Origin of the sequence: Streptomyces sp. MMG1533 (assembly GCF_001279775.1) — a bacterium.
Taxonomy (GTDB): Bacteria; Actinomycetota; Actinomycetes; order Streptomycetales; family Streptomycetaceae; genus Streptomyces.
In genome coordinates this window covers 67,328-83,884 of sequence record NZ_LGDG01000261.1, presented here as the reverse complement: position 1 = coordinate 83,884, position 16,557 = coordinate 67,328, and the positions used below count along the sequence as shown (strand labels likewise).

The 16,557-nt window shown below is 70.4% G+C and carries 16 protein-coding genes and 1 tRNA gene; 7 read left to right on the top strand and 10 right to left on the bottom strand.

The genetic code is table 11. The annotated features are described in order from the left end of the window. Positions 1-2: 2 nt before the first annotated feature. Entirely contained in the window at positions 3-191 is a 189-nt protein-coding gene (locus tag ADK57_RS39485; RefSeq protein WP_053754535.1) for a DUF397 domain-containing protein, read from the bottom strand. Beyond that, positions 188-1,033 (bottom strand): helix-turn-helix domain-containing protein, encoded by an 846-nt coding sequence (locus ADK57_RS39480; RefSeq protein ID WP_053754557.1) that lies wholly within the window; start codon positions 1,031-1,033, stop codon positions 188-190. The genes ADK57_RS39485 and ADK57_RS39480 overlap by 4 nt, the downstream gene beginning before the upstream one ends. Positions 1,034-1,169: 136 nt before the next feature. Here ADK57_RS39480 and ADK57_RS39475 point away from each other — a divergent pair, with 136 nt between their 5' ends. Genes ADK57_RS39475 through ADK57_RS39465 form a run of 3 tightly spaced genes read left to right on the top strand, consistent with a single transcriptional unit; the run spans position 1,170 to position 2,723 of the window. Next, positions 1,170-1,607: an ATP-binding protein gene (locus ADK57_RS39475; protein ID WP_053754534.1), complete on the top strand. Its 438-nt coding sequence runs from the start codon at positions 1,170-1,172 to the stop codon at positions 1,605-1,607. After that, positions 1,604-2,254, top strand: a complete 651-nt coding sequence (locus tag ADK57_RS39470) for a GNAT family N-acetyltransferase (protein WP_053754533.1) — start codon at positions 1,604-1,606, stop codon at positions 2,252-2,254. The genes ADK57_RS39475 and ADK57_RS39470 overlap by 4 nt, the downstream gene beginning before the upstream one ends. Beyond that, complete coding sequence (locus ADK57_RS39465) at positions 2,247-2,723, top strand: MarR family winged helix-turn-helix transcriptional regulator (protein WP_053754532.1); 477 nt, start codon at positions 2,247-2,249, stop codon at positions 2,721-2,723. The genes ADK57_RS39470 and ADK57_RS39465 overlap by 8 nt, the downstream gene beginning before the upstream one ends. A 58-nt stretch (positions 2,724-2,781) precedes the next feature. Here ADK57_RS39465 and ADK57_RS39460 read toward each other — a convergent pair whose 3' ends face one another. Further along, complete coding sequence (locus tag ADK57_RS39460; RefSeq protein ID WP_053754531.1) at positions 2,782-5,019, bottom strand: MMPL family transporter; 2,238 nt, start codon at positions 5,017-5,019, stop codon at positions 2,782-2,784. A 123-nt stretch (positions 5,020-5,142) separates the two neighbouring features. Next, positions 5,143-5,742, bottom strand: a complete 600-nt coding sequence (locus tag ADK57_RS39455; protein ID WP_053754530.1) for a TetR/AcrR family transcriptional regulator — start codon at positions 5,740-5,742, stop codon at positions 5,143-5,145. Positions 5,743-5,897: 155 nt separating this feature from the next. Between ADK57_RS39455 and ADK57_RS39450 the strand changes: the two genes are divergently transcribed. After that, positions 5,898-9,221, top strand: coding sequence for a S41 family peptidase (locus ADK57_RS39450; protein WP_053754529.1), 3,324 nt, complete (start codon positions 5,898-5,900; stop codon positions 9,219-9,221). A gap of 169 nt (positions 9,222-9,390) precedes the next feature. Here ADK57_RS39450 and ADK57_RS39445 read toward each other — a convergent pair whose 3' ends face one another. From ADK57_RS39445 to ADK57_RS39430, 4 genes are all read right to left on the bottom strand, one after another. Next, positions 9,391-9,606 carry a hypothetical protein gene (locus tag ADK57_RS39445; RefSeq protein WP_053754528.1) on the bottom strand — a complete coding sequence of 72 codons (216 nt, stop codon included), beginning with the start codon at positions 9,604-9,606 and terminating at the stop codon, positions 9,391-9,393. An 89-nt stretch (positions 9,607-9,695) separates the two neighbouring features. After that, positions 9,696-10,580, bottom strand: coding sequence for an SDR family oxidoreductase (locus ADK57_RS39440; protein WP_053754527.1), 885 nt, complete (start codon positions 10,578-10,580; stop codon positions 9,696-9,698). Then, entirely contained in the window at positions 10,577-11,494 is a 918-nt protein-coding gene (locus tag ADK57_RS39435) for an alpha/beta fold hydrolase (protein ID WP_053754526.1), read from the bottom strand. Before ADK57_RS39435 ends, ADK57_RS39440 begins: the two co-directional genes overlap by 4 nt. Beyond that, on the bottom strand, positions 11,491-13,047 hold the full coding sequence (locus ADK57_RS39430; protein ID WP_053754525.1) for a flavin-containing monooxygenase: 1,557 nt from the start codon (positions 13,045-13,047) through the stop codon (positions 11,491-11,493). Before ADK57_RS39430 ends, ADK57_RS39435 begins: the two co-directional genes overlap by 4 nt. Before the next feature lie 180 nt (positions 13,048-13,227). Between ADK57_RS39430 and ADK57_RS39425 the strand changes: the two genes are divergently transcribed. After that, on the top strand, positions 13,228-13,857 hold the full coding sequence (locus tag ADK57_RS39425; protein ID WP_053754524.1) for a MerR family transcriptional regulator: 630 nt from the start codon (positions 13,228-13,230) through the stop codon (positions 13,855-13,857). Positions 13,858-13,932: 75 nt separating this feature from the next. Here the strand turns inward: ADK57_RS39425 and ADK57_RS39420 are convergent, their stop codons facing one another. Then, positions 13,933-14,736, bottom strand: a complete 804-nt coding sequence (locus ADK57_RS39420; RefSeq protein ID WP_053754523.1) for an exodeoxyribonuclease III — start codon at positions 14,734-14,736, stop codon at positions 13,933-13,935. Positions 14,737-14,802: 66 nt separating this feature from the next. On the opposite strand from ADK57_RS39420, the gene ADK57_RS39415 reads away from it, so the two are divergent. Both ADK57_RS39415 and ADK57_RS39410 read left to right on the top strand, forming a co-directional pair. Further along, positions 14,803-15,279 carry a GNAT family N-acetyltransferase gene (locus ADK57_RS39415; RefSeq protein WP_107091759.1) on the top strand — a complete coding sequence of 159 codons (477 nt, stop codon included), beginning with the start codon at positions 14,803-14,805 and terminating at the stop codon, positions 15,277-15,279. 165 nt (positions 15,280-15,444) lie between these two features. Next, the gene (locus ADK57_RS39410; protein ID WP_053754521.1) at positions 15,445-16,230 is read left to right on the top strand and encodes an SGNH/GDSL hydrolase family protein; all 786 of its coding nucleotides are present in this window, start codon (positions 15,445-15,447) and stop codon (positions 16,228-16,230) included. Between the two features lie 231 nt (positions 16,231-16,461). Here ADK57_RS39410 and ADK57_RS39405 read toward each other — a convergent pair. Continuing rightward, positions 16,462-16,535 (bottom strand) — tRNA-Ala (locus ADK57_RS39405). Positions 16,536-16,557: the final 22 nt, after the last annotated feature.

The window sequence follows — 16,557 nt, the reverse complement described above, 5'->3', positions numbered from 1 at the left end:
AGTCAGTTGGTGGAAACGCCGTCGAGGAAGGCGGCCCAGGTGACGCGGGAGACGGCGAGGTGAGGAGTCTCTGGGGTCTTGGAGTCACGGATGTGGATGGTGGCGGGGGTGGTGGCCACCTCGACGCAGTCGCCGGGCTCGCTGCTGTCGCTGTAACTGCTCTTGACCCAGTGGAGTTCGGCAGTGCTCATAGTCTCCCCAGCGCTTGCTCGATGAAGGCCTGCGACTCCCTCGGCGTGAGAGCCTGCGCCCGGATCATGCCATAGCGCAGTTCAAGGATTCGAAGATCCCTGGGGTTCGAGACCGGGCGCCCGTTGAACGCGCCGCTGGAACGTCCGATCGCCGTGCCGTCGGCGAACTTCAGCACCTGGATCCGGCCCGCCGCCCCGGCGTGCTCCTCGCGATCGGTCGGCATGACCTGGAGTGTGACATTCCGCAACTGCGTTACCTCCAAGAGGTGTTCGAGCTGTCGGCGCAGCACCATCTTCCCACCGTAGGGGCGTTCGAGGGTCACCTGTTCCTGGACGAAGCTGAGCGTCGGCGCCGGATCCCGATCGAAGACGGCGTTACGGGCCACGCGTGCGGCAGTTTCCCGCTCCACGACGTCCTCGCTCAGCGCAGGTTGCCTCATCCCGAACAGCGTGCGCGCGTACTCCGGCGTCTGCAACAGGCCGTGGATGTTGTGGCTGCTGTACAGCAGCATCTCCACCGCCCGCTCCTCCAACTGCGCCAGCTCCCGCACCTTTTTCGGATACCGAGCCTTGCGCACGTCCTCCATGAACGCCCTCAGGTGCCCTTGTGCCTTCAGGAACTGGTCCGCCCTGTCCAGGAACTCCGGGCGGGGAATGCGGGTCCCACGCTCGATCTTCCGGATCATGTCCTCGCCGTAGCCCATGACTTCCGCGAAATCCGCCGCCCGCACACCGGCAGCCTCCCGGCACACCTTGAGCAGGCGCCCCACCGCCTGAACCAACGGCTCGATCTCGTCGCCGGGCTCCACATCCCAACCCGCTTCGTCCGCACCCTCGTTCATGTCCACCTCCAACGCGCACCCGTACCCGTACGTCACCTGAGACAGCCGAGACAGCACAGGACAAAGCCAGGACAGTCACCGTACGCACAGGCACCGTCACCCCTCCACGCAAGCAGAATCAGCCACGCTGAGTGACATGAACCAAGAAGTCGCCACCCCCGTCCGCAACTTCACCGCCCTCCTCTCCTCCACTCCCCGCGGCGCCCGCCTCGCCCGGCTCCTGGCCACCGAGCAACTCCGCGCCTGGGAGTACCCGTTGGACGAGGCCGCCCAGATCGTGGCCGAACTCGCGACCAACGCGGCCACCCACGGCCGCGTCCCCGGCAGGGACTTCCGCGTCACCCTCCACGTCGTCGGCACCACCCTCCGTATCGAGGTCACGGACACCCGCGGTGACCGTCACCCTCGCCTCGGCTCGGTACCGGACGCCGAATCCGGACGCGGTCTTCTCCTCGTCGACGCCCTCGCCGACCGCTGGGGCGTCGCCCCGGGCCCGCATCCCCGCAAAACGGTCTGGGCGGAGCTGGACTGCTCCTTGCGAGAGCGCTCCCGAACCAGCAAGGTACGACGATGACTTCGGCCCCCGTACCCGCCATCCGCCCCTACCGCGCGGCCGACCGCGAGGCCGTCGCCGACATCTGCGTCCGTACCGCACACGTCGGCCAGGACAGCCGCCCTCACTACACCGACCCCACCATCTTTCCGGCGATCTTCGCGGCGCCGTACGTCCACCTGGAGCCGGACCTGGCCTTCGTACTGGACGACGGTCACGGACGAGCCGTCGGATACATCCTCGGCACCGCGGACACGCCCCGTTTCGTCGAGGACTACCGGGCGAAGTGGCTTCCGTCGGTCGCCGAGCGGTACCCGGCTTCGAGCGCTCCGCCGCGCACTCCGGACGAGGAGATCGTCCCTCTTCTCCATCACCCGGAGCGCATGCTCGTGCCGGAGGTCGCCGCGTACCCGGCCCATCTCCACATCGACCTGCTCCCTGAGTGGCAGGGGCTGGGACACGGGCGGGCGCTGATGGAGACGTTCCTCGACGCGCTGCACCAGAGGGGCGTACCGGCCGTGCACCTCTCCATGGTCACCGCCAACACGCCCGCCCGGGCCTTCTACGACCGTCTCGGGTTCGACGAGATCGAGGTGCCCGGCGCCGATCCGGGCGTCACCTACCTCGGGCGCGAGACAGTAGCCATATACAGTACCGGGCGTGAGTGACGCACCGAAGGCCCTCGGCCCCACCCCCGGCTACCTCGTCTGGCGCCTGGCCAACAAGTGGCGTACCGCCGTCGACCAGGCCCTCGCGCCCCTGAACCTGACCCACGCCCAGTACGTCCTGCTGGCCTCCCTGAGCGGGATGGAGCGGTCGGGGCGGCAGCCCAGTCAGCGGGAGCTCGCCGACTACACGGGGCTCGAGGCGCTGTACGTCTCGAAGCTGGCCCGTTCCCTGGAGGCGGCCGGGCTGATCCGCCGCGCCCGGGACACCGAGGACACCCGGGTCGTACGGCTGGCGCTGACCGGTGAGGGGCGGGCGGCCGTGCGGCCGGCCATCGCGGCCGTACAGGTACTGCTCGACCAGCTGCTCACCCCGCTCGGCGGGCTGGACGACCCGCGGACCGACGACCTGAAGCGCACGCTCACCGCGCTCCTCGACACCCCGCTCGGCCAGGACGCGGAAAGCCGGTGAGGACACCCCGTCCCCACGGAGCCCTCACCGGCTGGTCAAGCAGCGGAAGCGATACGCGTCAGACGCGCACCAGCTTCCGGTCCTCGTCCGGATCCGCGTCCTTGATGTCGTCCTGCGTGCGCAGGCTCTCGCCCTCGACGTCCACGTTCGGCAGGGCGCGGTCCAGCCACTTCGGCAGCCACCAGGCCTTCCTGCCGAGGAGCGCGAGCACCGCCGGGACGATCGCCATGCGGACCACGAACGCGTCGAAGAACACCGCGATCGCCAGACCGAAGCCGATCATCTTGATCATCGACTCGCTGGAGCTGATGAAGCCGCCGAAGACGGCCATCATGATGACCGCGGCGGCGGCCACGACCCGGGCACTGTGCCGGAAGCCGGTCACGATGGACTGGCTCGGCGACTCGCCGTGGACGTACGCCTCCCGCATGCGGGTCACGAGGAAGACCTCGTAGTCCATCGCGAGACCGAAGACCACGCCCACCATGAAGATCGGCATCATCGACATGATCGGGCCGGTCTCCTCGACACCGATCAGACCGCCGAGCCAGCCCCACTGGAAGACCGCGACCACGGCACCGAGCGCGGCGAGCACGCTGAGCAGGAAGCCGAGGGCCGCCTTCAGCGGGACCAGGATCGAGCGGAAGATCACGATCAGGAGCAGGAAGGCGAGGCCGACCACCAGGGCCAGGTACGGGATCAGCGCGTCGGTGAGCTTCTGCGAGAAGTCGATGTTCATCGCGGTGGTACCGGTGACCAGGACCCTCGCGCCCGTGTCCGCCTCGACGTCGGTGCCCTGGTCACGGATGGCGTGCACCAGGTCCTCGGTCTGTACCGAGGACGGCTTGGAGTCCGGGATCACGGTGATCGTCGCGGTGTCGCCGGCCTTGTTGAACGCCGCCGGGGTCACCGTCACGACGTCCCCCAGACCCTTGATCCCGTCGGTGACCGTGGTGGCCGCCGTCTTGGGGTCGTCGCTGTCCTTGGCGTCGACCACGATCATCAGGGGGCCGTTGAAGCCGGGGCCGAAGCCCTCCGACAGCAGGTCGTACGCCCGGCGCTGTGTGGTGGACGTCGGCTGCGAGCCGTCGTCGGGCAGGCCGAGCTCCAGCTGGGTGGCCGGAACGGCGATCGCACCCAGACCGACCACGCCGAGCAGCAGCACGGCGACCGGACGGCGGATGACGAAGCTCGCCCAACGGGTGCCCATGCCGGGCTTGGCCTGCGCCTCGGACTTCGCGGGCGCCTCGGACGTGTCGCCGCCACGCCGCTTGCGCTTCTCGCCCGTCGGCCGGACCTTCCTGCCCGCGTACCCGAGCAGCGCCGGGATCATGGTCAGCGCGATGAGGACGGCCACCACGACCGTGCCCGCCGCCGCGAGGCCCATCTTGGTCAGCATCGGGACGCCGACGACCGAGAGGCCCGCCAGTGCGATCACGACGGTGAGACCCGCGAAGACCACCGCCGAACCGGCGGTGCCGGTGGCGCGGCCGACCGCCTCCTCGCGGTCACGGCCTTCGGCCAGCTCGCTCCGGTAGCGGGAGACGATGAACAGCGCGTAGTCGATGCCGACCGCGAGACCGATCATCAGCGCGAGTGTGGAGGTGGTGTCGCCGAGGTCGAGCGCCTTGGCGAGGGCGGTGATGGTGGAGACGCCGATGCCGACGCCGATGATCGCCGTCAGCAGCGGTAGCCCCGCCGCGACCAGCGAGCCCAGGGTGACGACGAGGACGACCGCGGCGATGGCGAGACCGACGATCTCGCCCACCGCCCCCGGCTCGGCCGCGGCCTGCAGGGCGTCGCCTCCGACGTCGACGGTCAGCCCGGTGGCCTGTGCCTCGTCCGCGGCCGCCTCGAGGGCGTCCCGGGTCGCGTCCTTCAGCTCCATGCCGGGGGCGTCGTACTTCACGGACGTGTAGGCGACCGTGCCGTCCTTGCTCACGGCGTTCGTCGTGAACGGGTCGGTGACGGAGACGACTTCGGAGCCGTCGCCCAGTTCCTTGACGGTCTTCTCGACGGTCGCCTTGTTGGCGGCGTCCGTCATCTTCTGGCCCTCGGGCGCCTTGAAGACGATGCGCCCGGTCGCTCCGTCGGCGCTGGCGCCGGGGAAACGCTGTTCCAGCAGGTCGAAGGCCTTCTGCGCCTCGGTGCCTGGGATGGAGAAGGAGGTGGAGCCCGCGGAGGGGGCGCTGGCCGCGCCGACGCCGGCGAGCGTCAGCAGGGCGACCCATATCAGGGCGACGAAATGCCGTCGCCGGAAGGCGAGCCGGCCGAGTTTGTAGAGGAACGTGGCCACGAGGGCGTACTCCCGGTCAGGTCGTGTGGTGTGCAGGGAAGGGGTGATCAGCCCGGTGGGTGGCAGGGGTGATCGTCCCGACGACTTGAGCGGTGACGTCAGGTGGTGACTGGCGGGGAGGTCTCAGGTGGTGGGGGCGCCGAGGGCGGGGAGGACGACGGCGTCGATGTACGAACGAAGGAATTCCTGCGTGGGCGGCAGCTCGTCGATCAGCGTGCGGGTGGCGAAGGCGCCGACCATCATGTGCACGACGAATTCACGCGCCGGGCAGTCGGCCCGGACCTCACCGCGGTCCACCGCGCGCTGCATGACCTTTTGGAATTCACCCATCTCCGGTTCGACGAGCAGCTCCTTGAGTGCCCGCATGAGATCCGGATTCGAGTGGGCCGCCATGGCCAGCGCCCGCATCAGGTCGGAGTTCCGCTCCATGGTGCAGTTGTCCTCGCGTGACACGAGGGTGTGGAAGTCGCCCCGCAGGGAGCCGGTGTCGACATCGCCGGTATTGCCCGGCTTGCTGTGCCGCATGGCCTTGACGACCAGCTCGGGCTTGCCGCCCCACTGGCGGTAGAGCGTCGCCTTGCTGGATCGTGTGCGGGTGGCCACGGCGTCCATGGTGAGGGCGTCGTAGCCGACTTCCCGGAGCAGGTCGAGCACGGCCGCGTACAACTCGGCCTCGCGCTCGGGCGTGATCCGACTGCGACGCACCGTTGCGGCCTCAGCCATCCGTCTCACCTTCCCACTCCGAACGACACGGTTTCGTACGTCACGAATGTAGCGCATCCATCAGCGAAACGAAACGGTTTCGTTCGTGTCGTGGGTCACGCCACGGGCAAATGTCACGAGTTGCCCGGGTCCATCCACCGGAGAAGCATGGGCAGGTGAGCTATCTGCGCCTTCCGCATCTCCACGGCGAGCTGCTGTGCTTCGTGGCCGAGGACGACCTCTGGCTGGCCCCCCTCGACGGCCCCGGCCGCGCCTGGCGGCTCACCGTCGACCGCACCAAGGTCGGCCACCCCCGCTTCTCGCCCGACGGCCGCCATATCGCGTACACGAGCTGGCGGAGTCTGGTCCCGGAGATCCATCTGGTGCCGGTCGACGGCGGTCCCGGCCGCCAGCTCACCCACTGGGGGTCCGCCGACACCCAGGTCTGCGGATGGACACCCCCGGAAAGGGACGGAAGGAGCGCCATCCTCGCCGTCGCCTCCCACGGCGAGCCCTTCTCGTACTTCACCTGGGCTTACAAGGTCCACCCCGACGGCGACCCCGGCCGCAAACTCCCCTGGGGTCCGGTCTCCGACATCCAGGTCGCCGACCTCGACGGCGAGCGCAAATCCCTGCTCCTCACCGGCACCCCGCCGCACGAGCCGGCCGCCTGGAAGCGCTACCGGGGCGGGGCGACGGGGAGGCTGTGGCTGCACGGGGAGCGGCTGCTGGCCGATCTCCGGGGCCATCTCCACTCCCCCATGTTCGTCGGCGGCCGGATCGCGTTCCTCTCCGACCACGAGGGCGTCGGCAACCTCTACTCGTGCGCCTACGACGGCTCCGACCTGCGCCGCCACACCGACCACGACGCCTTCTACGCCCGGCACGCGGCGAGCGACGGCACCCGGGTGGTGTACCAGTGCGCGGGCGACCTGTGGATCGTCGACGGCCTCGGCGCGGACTCGGTGCCCCGCCGGCTCGACGTACGGCTGGGCGGGCCGCGCGCGGGACGCCGTACGTACCAGGTCCCGGCGACCCAGCACGTGGACGGCATCTCGGTCGACGAGACGGGCCGCGCGAGCGCCGTGGTGGTGCGCGGGAGCCTGTACTGGCTCACGCATCGCGACGGGCCCGCCCGCACCATGACCGACACCCCGGGCGTACGCGTCCGGCTCCCGGAGATGCTCGGCTCGGTCGGCCAGGTCGCGTACGTGACGGACGCGGAGGGCGAGGACGCGATCGAGGTCGCCTACCTCCCGAGGGCGACCGGGGATCGTGAGCCCCGGCGGCTGGCCTCCGGCGAGCTGGGACGGGTGCTGGAGCTGGTCTCCGACCCGCAGGGCGAGCGCCTCGCCATCGCCTCGCACGACGGACGGCTGCTCCTCATCGCGGTGTCCGACAACGCGACTGCCGCCGAGGGGACCGAGGACTCCGACGGCGAGGTGACCGAGCTGATCCGCTCGATCAACGGGCCGGTGCGCGACCTCGCCTTCTCGCCGGACGGGGCATGGCTGACGTGGTCGCATCCGGGGATCGGGCGCTCGCTGCGGCAGATCAAGATGGCGCGGATAAAGGACCGGTTGATCGTCGATGTCACCAACGGCCGCTTCGAGGACGAGAACCCGGTGTTCACGAGGGACGGCCGGTATCTCGCCTTCCTGTCCTGGCGCGGCTTCGACCCCGTCTACGACGTGCACACCGGCGACCTGTCCTTCCCGCTGGGCTGCCGCCCGTACCTGGTCCCCCTGTCCTCGGCCACCCCCTCCCCCTTCGCACTGAATCCCGAGGGCCGGCCGGCCGCCGGAGGCCTCGACCCGGTGGAGGAGGACGAGGGCGGCGACGGGACGGTGACCGTCGAGGCGGAGGGCCTGGAGAGCCGGGTGACTCCCTTCCCGGTGACCGCCTCCAAGTACTCGGCGCTGTACCCGGTCGCGGGCGGCGGCCTGGTGTGGCTGCGCTGGCCGATCTCGGGGGCGCTCGGCGAGACGTTCGCCAACCCGGACGACACCAGCGGCCGGCCGACCCTCGAGTTCTTCAACATCACCAAGGCGAAGAAGTCCGAACTCGTCGAGCACCTGGACTGGTTCGCGGTCAGCGGCGACGGCTCGCGGCTGGTCGTCGTGGACGAGGGCGACCTGCGCGCGGTGCCGTCCAACGAAATGGGCGACAGCGATTCCACCGTCTGGATCGACTCGCGCCGCATCCTGCACAAGGTCGACCCGGCCGCCGAGTGGCGCCAGGCGTACGAGGAGGCCGGCCGGCTCATCCGGGCGTACTTCTGGGACCCCGGCATGTGCGGCATCGACTGGGACGCGGTGCTCGACCAGTACCGCCCGCTGGTCGAACGGGTCGCCTCCCCCGACGAGTTCGCCGACCTGCTGCGCGAGGTGCTCGGCGAGCTCGGCACCTCCCACGCCTACGTCTCCGCCGCCCGCCGCAACGAGGGCCCGCCGCACTACCAGCGCCGGCAGGGGCTCCTCGGCGCCAACTTCGTCCGACGGGACGACGGTTGGACGGTCCGGCGGATCCTGCCCGGCGACTCCTCCGACTCCAAGGCGCGTTCCCCGCTGGCCGGCACGGGCATCCGGGAAGGCGCGGTGCTCACCCACGTGGACGGCCGGCCGGTCGATCCCGTGACCGGGCCGTATCCGCTGCTGGCGGGAGCGGGCGGTACGACGGTGGAGCTGACGTTCGCCCGACCCGTCACCCACCACCACCCTTCCGAGGAAGGCCCCTCGGGCCCCTCTGATTCGGCGGAGGGGGAGGGACGGGCGCGGCGCGTGGCGGTCGTACCGCTCCTCGACGAGCGACCGCTGCGCTACCAGGACTGGGTGGCCAAACGCCGGGCCGTCGTACGGGAGTTGAGCGGCGGACGCTGCGGCTATCTGCACATCCCCGACATGGGCGGCTCGGGCTGGGCCCAGTTCAACCGGGACCTGCGCATGGAGGTGTCCCGGCCCGCACTGATCGTGGACGTCCGCGGCAACGCCGGCGGCCACATCAGCGAACTGGTCGTGGAGAAGCTGACCCGCCGGATCCTGGGCTGGGACCTGACACGGGACGCCCAGCCGGTGTCGTACGCCTCCAGCGCCCCTCGCGGGCCCGTGGTCGCCCTGGCCGACGAGGCGACCTCCTCGGACGGCGACATGATCACCGCGGCCTTCAAACTCCTCAAGCTCGGGCCCGTGGTCGGCCAACGCACCTGGGGCGGAGTCGTCGGCATGACCGGCCGCCACCAACTCGGCGACGGCACGGTGATCACCGTGCCGATGAACGCGGCCTGGTTCGACGCGTACGGCTGGTCCGTGGAGAACCACGGCGTCATCCCGGACCTGGAGATCCTCCGCACCCCGCTGGACTGGGCGGAGGGCAGGCACGCCCAGCTGGACGACGCGGTGAAACTGGCGCTCGACCTACTGGAAACGAACCCCCCTGCAACGCCCCCGAACTACTCGAACGTCCCGAACCACTCAAGGCCCGAACTGCCGCCGCGCCATTGAGAGAGGGGCAAGGCCGATTCCCCAGGGCGCGGTGGCGCGACAAGCCCCACCGGCCGGCACCCGACAAGGCACCCACAACGGACCCACAACGCAAGCAAAACGTGGGGCACCCTTCCAAATGAAGGGCACCCCACGTCTCATGGGCCGAAGCCGGCCACAGCGTCAGGCGTCAGGCGTCGTAGTCCTGAGCGAAGCGGTCCTCTTCCTCGCGCTGCATCCGCTCGGTCTCCTCGTCGCGCTCGCGCATGGGGTCCTGCCCCTGGCGGCCGCGCTCCTGGCCCTGCTGGCCGCGCTCCTGGCCCTTCTCCCGGCCCTGCTGGGCCTTCTGCTTGGCCTGCTCCTGATACTGCTCCGACTTGTCCTGGAACTTGTCCTTCATACCCATGTGGGTTCACTCCCGTGGTGGGTGGATGCTGGGGCCCCTTGGCGGGGCCTCGACCAGATTCACACGGGCGGTCACAGGACGCATGTCGATCAGTCACGGTGCGTAGCGCGAGCCTCCTCATCGGCCGCCCCACCTGCACCGACGAGCCCTGTCCGGATGCCCTCCAGGCGGGTGGCGAACCGCCGCATCTCCCGTTGTCCGACGGTCCCGATGACCGCGGGCAGACAGCCGCGCACCCCCTGCATCCCCCGCAGCCACCACTGGCCGTAGACATGGCTCGACCTGCGCTCGATCCCGGCGACGATCCGGTCCACCGCCGGCCCCAGCGGATACGTCTTGTTGGACGGCCACGGCAGCCGCTGCCGCAACTCCCGCATCACGTCGTCCTGATCCGCGCCGCGCACCATGTCGGTGTCGGTCCACGACAGGTACCCGACGCCCACCCGCACGCCCCTGTACCCGACTTCGGCGCGCAGGCTGTGCGCGTACGCCTCCACGCCCGACTTGGAGGCGCAGTACGCGGTCATCATCGGCGCCGGCGTGATCGCGGCCAGCGAGGCGATCTGCAGCAGATACCCCCGGCTCTCCGTCAGCAACGGCAGGAAGGCCCGCGCGGTCACCGCCGACCCGATCAGGTTGACCTCGATCACCCGTCGCCAGGCCAGGGGATCGGAGTCGACGAAGGGACCGCCGGTGGCGACGCCCGCGTTGGCGACGACGATGTCGACCTTCCCGAACCGCTCCTTGACCTCCTCGGCGACGCGGGCCATCGCCTCGTGGTCGGTGACGTCGGCGTACCAGTGGGCGCTGTCGCCGTGCAGCCGCTCGGCGACCTGCTTGAGCGCGTCCGGTTCCAGCCCGACCAGCGCCACCTTCGCCCCGCGCGCGGACAGTTTGCGGGCCAGCAGCTCCCCGACGCCGCGCGCGGCTCCGGTGACGACGGCGACCTGCCCTTCGAGGCTCACCCTGGTCATGCACCCTCCTTGAGCTGCGCGTACGTGGTGACGAGTGCACGGATCTTCGCGGTGATGAGCTCGGGCGCCTCGACCGGTGTCATGTGGCCGACGCCGGGCAGTTCGGTCAGGCCCACGCAGTTCGGCAGTGCGGCGACCAGCGCGCGGGCCTGCACCGGGGGCGTCAGCCGGTCGGCCGAGCCGACGACGACCGCGGTCGGTGCCGTCAACTCCCGTACGCCGTGGTCGAGATCGAGCAGGCCGAGCACCTCCGACCAGGCGTACCGCACCTTGCGCGGACAGGCGTGCACGATCCGGGCGCACGCCTCGACCATGTGCGGGGCCGAACCGGCGCCCATCGTCCCGTACTTGAGGATGCGCCGGGCCAGCGGCGTGACCGGTCCGAGCGGGGCGCGCGAGCCGAGGATCCGCTTGGTCAGAGCGGTCCGCAGCCGGCCCGCCCGCATCGGTATCACCAGCGACTCGGCGACCAGCCGTGACGAACCCGTGCTGCACAGCAGTACGGCCGCCGCGTGCTCCCGGAATCCGGCCCGTCCGGCCGCTGCCATCACGGTCATCCCGCCCATGGAGTGACCGGCGATCACGGCCTTCTCCCCCGGCGCGAGGGTCGCTTCCAGTACGGCTTCGAGGTCGTCGGCGAGTGCGTCCGTACCGCAGGCGAGGCCGGCCGGGCTGCGTCCGTGGCCGCGCTGGTCGTAGGCGATCACCCGGTGGTCGGCGGCCAGGTCCCGTATCTGCGCCGCCCAGAAGGCGGTCGAGCAGGTCCAGCCGTGGGCGAGGACGACGGCGGGCGCGCCCTCGGGTCCGTGCACCTCCACGTGCAGACGGGCACCGTCGGCGGAGACGGCGGTGAGTTCGCGGGCGGGGACGGGTGGGGCGTAGGGCCCGGAGGAGACGTACATCAGGCGACTCATGCGACCGCCTCCTCGCCGACGGACGACTGGCCGACGGACGACTGGCCGACGGACGACTGGCCGACGGACTCGCCGACGGGTTTGCGCAGCACCTCGTACTCGGTCAGATCCACCCGCCGCGTCACCCGCCGGAACTCGCCCGTGGTCCCCGGCCAGATGGTGGTGTTGCGCCCCTTGGCGTCCAGGTACCAGCTGTCGCAGCCGCCCGTGTTCCACACCGTGCGCTTCATGCGCTCCTGCACCCGCCGGTTCCAGGCGTGCACGGCACCGGGACGGGCGTCGAGGGCGACCCGGCCGCCGAGGACGTCCAACTGCCGTACGAAGTCGGCCATGTAGTTCAGCTGGGACTCGATCATCAGGATCATCGAGGAGTTCCCGAGGCCGGTGTTGGGCCCGATGATCGTCATCCAGTTGGGGAACCCGGCGGCGGAAGCCCCCCTCAGGGCCTCCATCCCGTCCTTCCAGGACTCGGCGAGCGTACGGCCGTCCGCGCCCACCACCCGCTCGGCGATCGGCATGTCCGTGACGTGGAAGCCCGTACCGAAGACGATCACGTCGGCCTCGGTCTCGGTGCCGTCGGCGGCGACCAGGACCGACCCGCGGATCTCGCTCAGTCCACTGGCGACGACGTCCACGTTCGGCTTGGCGAGCGCCGGGTAGTACTCGCTCGACAGCAGGATCCGCTTGCAGCCGATGCGGTAGTCGGGCGTGAGCTTGGCGCGCAGGGCCGGGTCCTTGACGGAGCGGGCCATGTTCCGCTTGGCGAGCTTCTCGACCAGGCCCAGTTCGTCGGGGCGCTTGGTGAACGCCTGGACCTGCAACTCCCGGATGCCCCACAGGAGTCCGCGGCGGAGCCGGCTGGTGAAGGGCAGCGCCCGGTGCAGCGCGCGTTCGGCCGGGGTGATCGCCCGGTCGACGCGGGGCATCACCCAGGGCGGGGTGCGCTGGAAGAGGGTGAGCCGCCCGGCGAGGGGCTGGACGGCCGGCACGATCTGGATGGCGGAGGCACCCGTGCCGACCATCGCGACGCGCTTGCCGCGCAGGTCGTAGTCGTGGTCCCAGCGGGCGGAGTGGAAGACCTTGCCCGGGAACGAGTCGAGCCCCGGGATCTCCGGGATCTTCGGGTCCGACAGCGGGCCGGTCGCGGACACGACGAAGTCCGCGGAGAGCGAGCCGCCGGCCGTCTCGATGTCCCAGCACAGCCGCTCGGCGTTCCAGGTCATCATCTTGACCTCGGAGTTCAGCCGGATGTGCGGGCGGAGCCGGAAGACGTCGGCGACGTGCTCCAGGTACGCGCGGATGTGCTCCTGCCCGGAGAAGGTGCGCGGCCAGTCGGGGTTGGGCGCGAAGGAGAACGAGTACAGGTGGGACGGCACGTCGCACGCGCACCCCGGATAGGTGTTGTCCCGCCAGGTGCCGCCGACACTGTCGGCCCGCTCCAGCACGACGAAGTCGGTGACACCCTCGCGCCGCAGCCGCACGGCGGCGCCGAGTCCGCCGAACCCCGACCCGATCACCGCCACCCGCACATGTTCGTGTTCGTGCTCGGCCATCCCGAAGCCTCCACGCATCGCCTTTTCGACCCCGCCAGTGAATACTGGCGCAATGGGGAGAGTAGAGCAGTGCCGTACTCATGGGTAGGGGCAGGGGCAAGGAAAGTTACCGCTGGTACTGCATAGGCTGCGGACGTGGCAGAAGACGCTGGACGACCCGAGGCACCACGCGAGTACCGCATGGAGGAGCTGGCCCGACTGGCCGGCATCCCCGTGCGCACCCTGCGCTTCTACCGCGAACGCAAGCTGATCGCGCCGCCCCGCCGCGAGGGCCGTATCGCCTGGTACGACGACCACCACCTGGCCCGCCTGCGCACCATCGCGGCACTGCTGGAACGCGGCCACACCCTCACCGGTATCGCGGAACTGGCGGAGGCCCTCGATCACGGCCGGGACGTCGCCGACCTGCTCGGCGTCGCCACCCCCACCGAGGAGGAGCCGGTCCGCCTCACCCCGGAGGAACTCGCCGCCCGCTTCGAGGGCCAGGTCACCCCCGAGAACCTCGCCGCCGCCCTGGAACTCGGCTACCTCGGCACCGACGGCGACGAGATCGTCCACATCAGCCGACGCCTCCTGGACGTCTCGTCGGACCTGGTCCGCGAGGGCATACCCCTGGCGGAGGTCCTGGAGGCCGGCAAACGCGTCCGCGAACACGTCGACGCCCTCGCGGACATGTTCGCCGAACTGGTCCTGCGCCACGCCCCCGAGGAGGACCTCCAGCGCATGCGCCCGCTGGCGCGGAGCGTGGTGGAGGCGGAGCTGTCGCTGGCGCTGGACCGGCGGTTGCGCAAGCGGGACCAGAGGTCGTAGACCACGGTGACCGCCGGTTGCGCAAGCGGGACCAGAGGTCGTAGACCACGGTGACCGCCGGTTGCGCAAGCGGGACTAGAGGTCGTAGACCACGGTGACCGGCGCGTGGTCGGACCACCGCTCGGCGTGCGTGGCCGCCCGCTCGACGTAACCCTTGACGGCCTTGGCCGCGAGCCCGGGCGTGGCCACCTCGTAGTCGATGCGCCACCCTGAATCGTTGTCGAACGCCCGCCCCCGGTACGACCACCACGTATACGGCCCCTCGACGTCCGGATGCAGCGCCCGCACGACGTCGACGTACCCGCCGTCCGCCGGATCGAAGACCCGGGTCAGCCATTCGCGCTCCTCCGGCAGGAACCCCGAACTCTTCTGGTTCCCCCGCCAGTTCTTGAGGTCGGCCTGCTGGTGGGCGATGTTCCAGTCGCCGCAGACCACGACCTCTCGGCCGTCGGCGGCGGAGCGCTCGCGCAGGTCCTTGAGGTGGACGAGGAACTCGTCCATGAAGCGGACCTTCTCGTCCTGTCGCGCGGTGCCGACCTCGCCGGAGGGGAGGTAGAGGGAGGCGACGGTGACGCCCGGCAGGTCGGCCTCGACGTAGCGGCCACTGCCGTCGAACTCCGACGAACCGAAGCCGACCCGGACGCGGTCGGGTTCGCGACGGGTGTAGAGGGAGACGCCGGCCCGGCCCTTCGCGGCGGCGGGCGCGTGCACGACGTGCCAGCCGTCGGGGGTGCGGACGTGCTCGGGCAGCTGCTGCGGCTCCGCACGCACCTCCTGGAGGCAGAGCACGTCGGCGGAGGTCTCCGCGAGCCACTCCACGAAGCCCTTCTTCGCGGCGGCGCGCAGTCCGTTCACATTGGCGGAAGTCACAGTGAGCACCCCGGCACGATACCGGCACACTGGACCGAGTCCCGCTTTGGAATGATTCGACATACGGTGATCAACATGAATATACGTCGCGTCCCCTTCGACCACCCCGACGCGGTCAAGCTCAACGACCAGGTCCAGGCCGAGTACCACCTGCGCTACGGCGACGGCGGCGACGCCACGACCCTGGACCCGTCGGACTTCGACCCGCCGAACGGCGTCTATCTGATCGCGTACGACGAGAACGACACCCCCGTCGCCACGGGCGGCTGGCGCGCCCGGGACACCAACGAAGAGGGCAACGTCGACGGGGACGCCGAGCTCAAGCGGATGTATGTCATAGACGCGATGCGTGGCCGCGGCCTCGCCCGCCGGATGCTGGCCGCCCTGGAGGAGGACGCCCGCACGGCCGGCCGCAGACGCATGGTCCTGGAGACCGGCACCGAACAGCCGGAGGCCATAGCCCTCTACACGTCCAGCGGATTCGAGCCGTGTGCCAAGTTCGGCTACTACCGGCACTACGAGTCGAGCCGGTGCTTCGCGAAGCGGCTGTAGCGGCCTCGGCTGTGGCGGCCTCGGCTTCCGAGGCGGGCGAGCACCCTCGCCCTGCACTGCAAGCCGTCGTATAGTCAATAATGTTAGTAGGTGCTTAATTCAGTGGTTGGTCTGCGCGGCGGGTCCCGTGCGCCCGCGCGCGGAGTGTGACGGAGGGGGTCGGCCATGGCCAGCCATGGGTTTCTGCGGTACGTGGCGCTGGGCGACAGCCAGACCGAGGGCGTCGGCGACGGCGACGACGCCCGGGGTCTGCGTGGGTGGGCGGACCGGCTCGCCGAGCAGATCGCACGGCACAGTCCGGGCGTCCAGTACGCCAACCTCGCCGTACGCGGGCGCCTGGCCGGACAGGTGCACGCCGAGCAACTCGAACCGGCCCTGCTCCTGAGGCCGGACCTGGCCACGGTCGTCGCCGGCGTCAACGACCTTTTGCGCCCGTCCTTCGACGCCGATCAGGTGGCCGGCCACCTGGAGACCATGTTCGCCGCGCTCACCGGCCAGGGCGCCCATGTCGCGACGCTCACCTTCCCCGACATCTCACGGGTCGCTCCACTGGCCCGCCCGGTCGGCCCGCGGATCGCCGCCCTCAACGACCGGATCCGGGAGGCCGCGCGCCGGCACGGCGTCGCCGTCGCCGACCTCGCACACCACCCGGTGGGCACCGATCCCCGGCTCTGGAGCCCCGACCGCCTGCACACCGGCCCGCTCGGGCACGCGCGCATCGCGGCCGCCGTCGCCCACGCCCTCGACCTGCCGGACAGCGACGGCGACTGGACGCAGCCGCTGCCCCCTCCCGACGCACCCCTGCCCACGGGTCTGCGAGCGCTCGGCGCCGAACTGCGCTGGGCCGGTTCCTTCCTGGGCCCCTGGCTCGGCCGACGGCTACGCGGCCGCTCCTCCGGCGACGGCCGCGAGGCCAAACGACCGGCCTTGCTTCCGGTGACGCCCCGCTGACTTCAGGGCGACGACGACGGTCCGGGCGACGACGGATCCGCCCTTCGAACGGGACAACCTCAAGTGGGGCGAGCTGGCCCTGAGGCGGCTGGAACAGCGCGCCTCGGTCTCCAACAGGCAGGCCTGAGAGGGCGTTTCGCGAAGCGAAATGCGAAGATCCCGCCCGATCGGTCAGATCGGGCGGGATCTTCGTCAACTACCCCTGAGCAAGCTCAAGAACAGTCATTGCGGTGGACCTGTGGGGATTTGAACCCCAGACCCCCTCGATGCGAACGAGGTGCGCTACCAGACTGCGCCACAGGCCCTTGCAACGAGTGAAACTCTAGC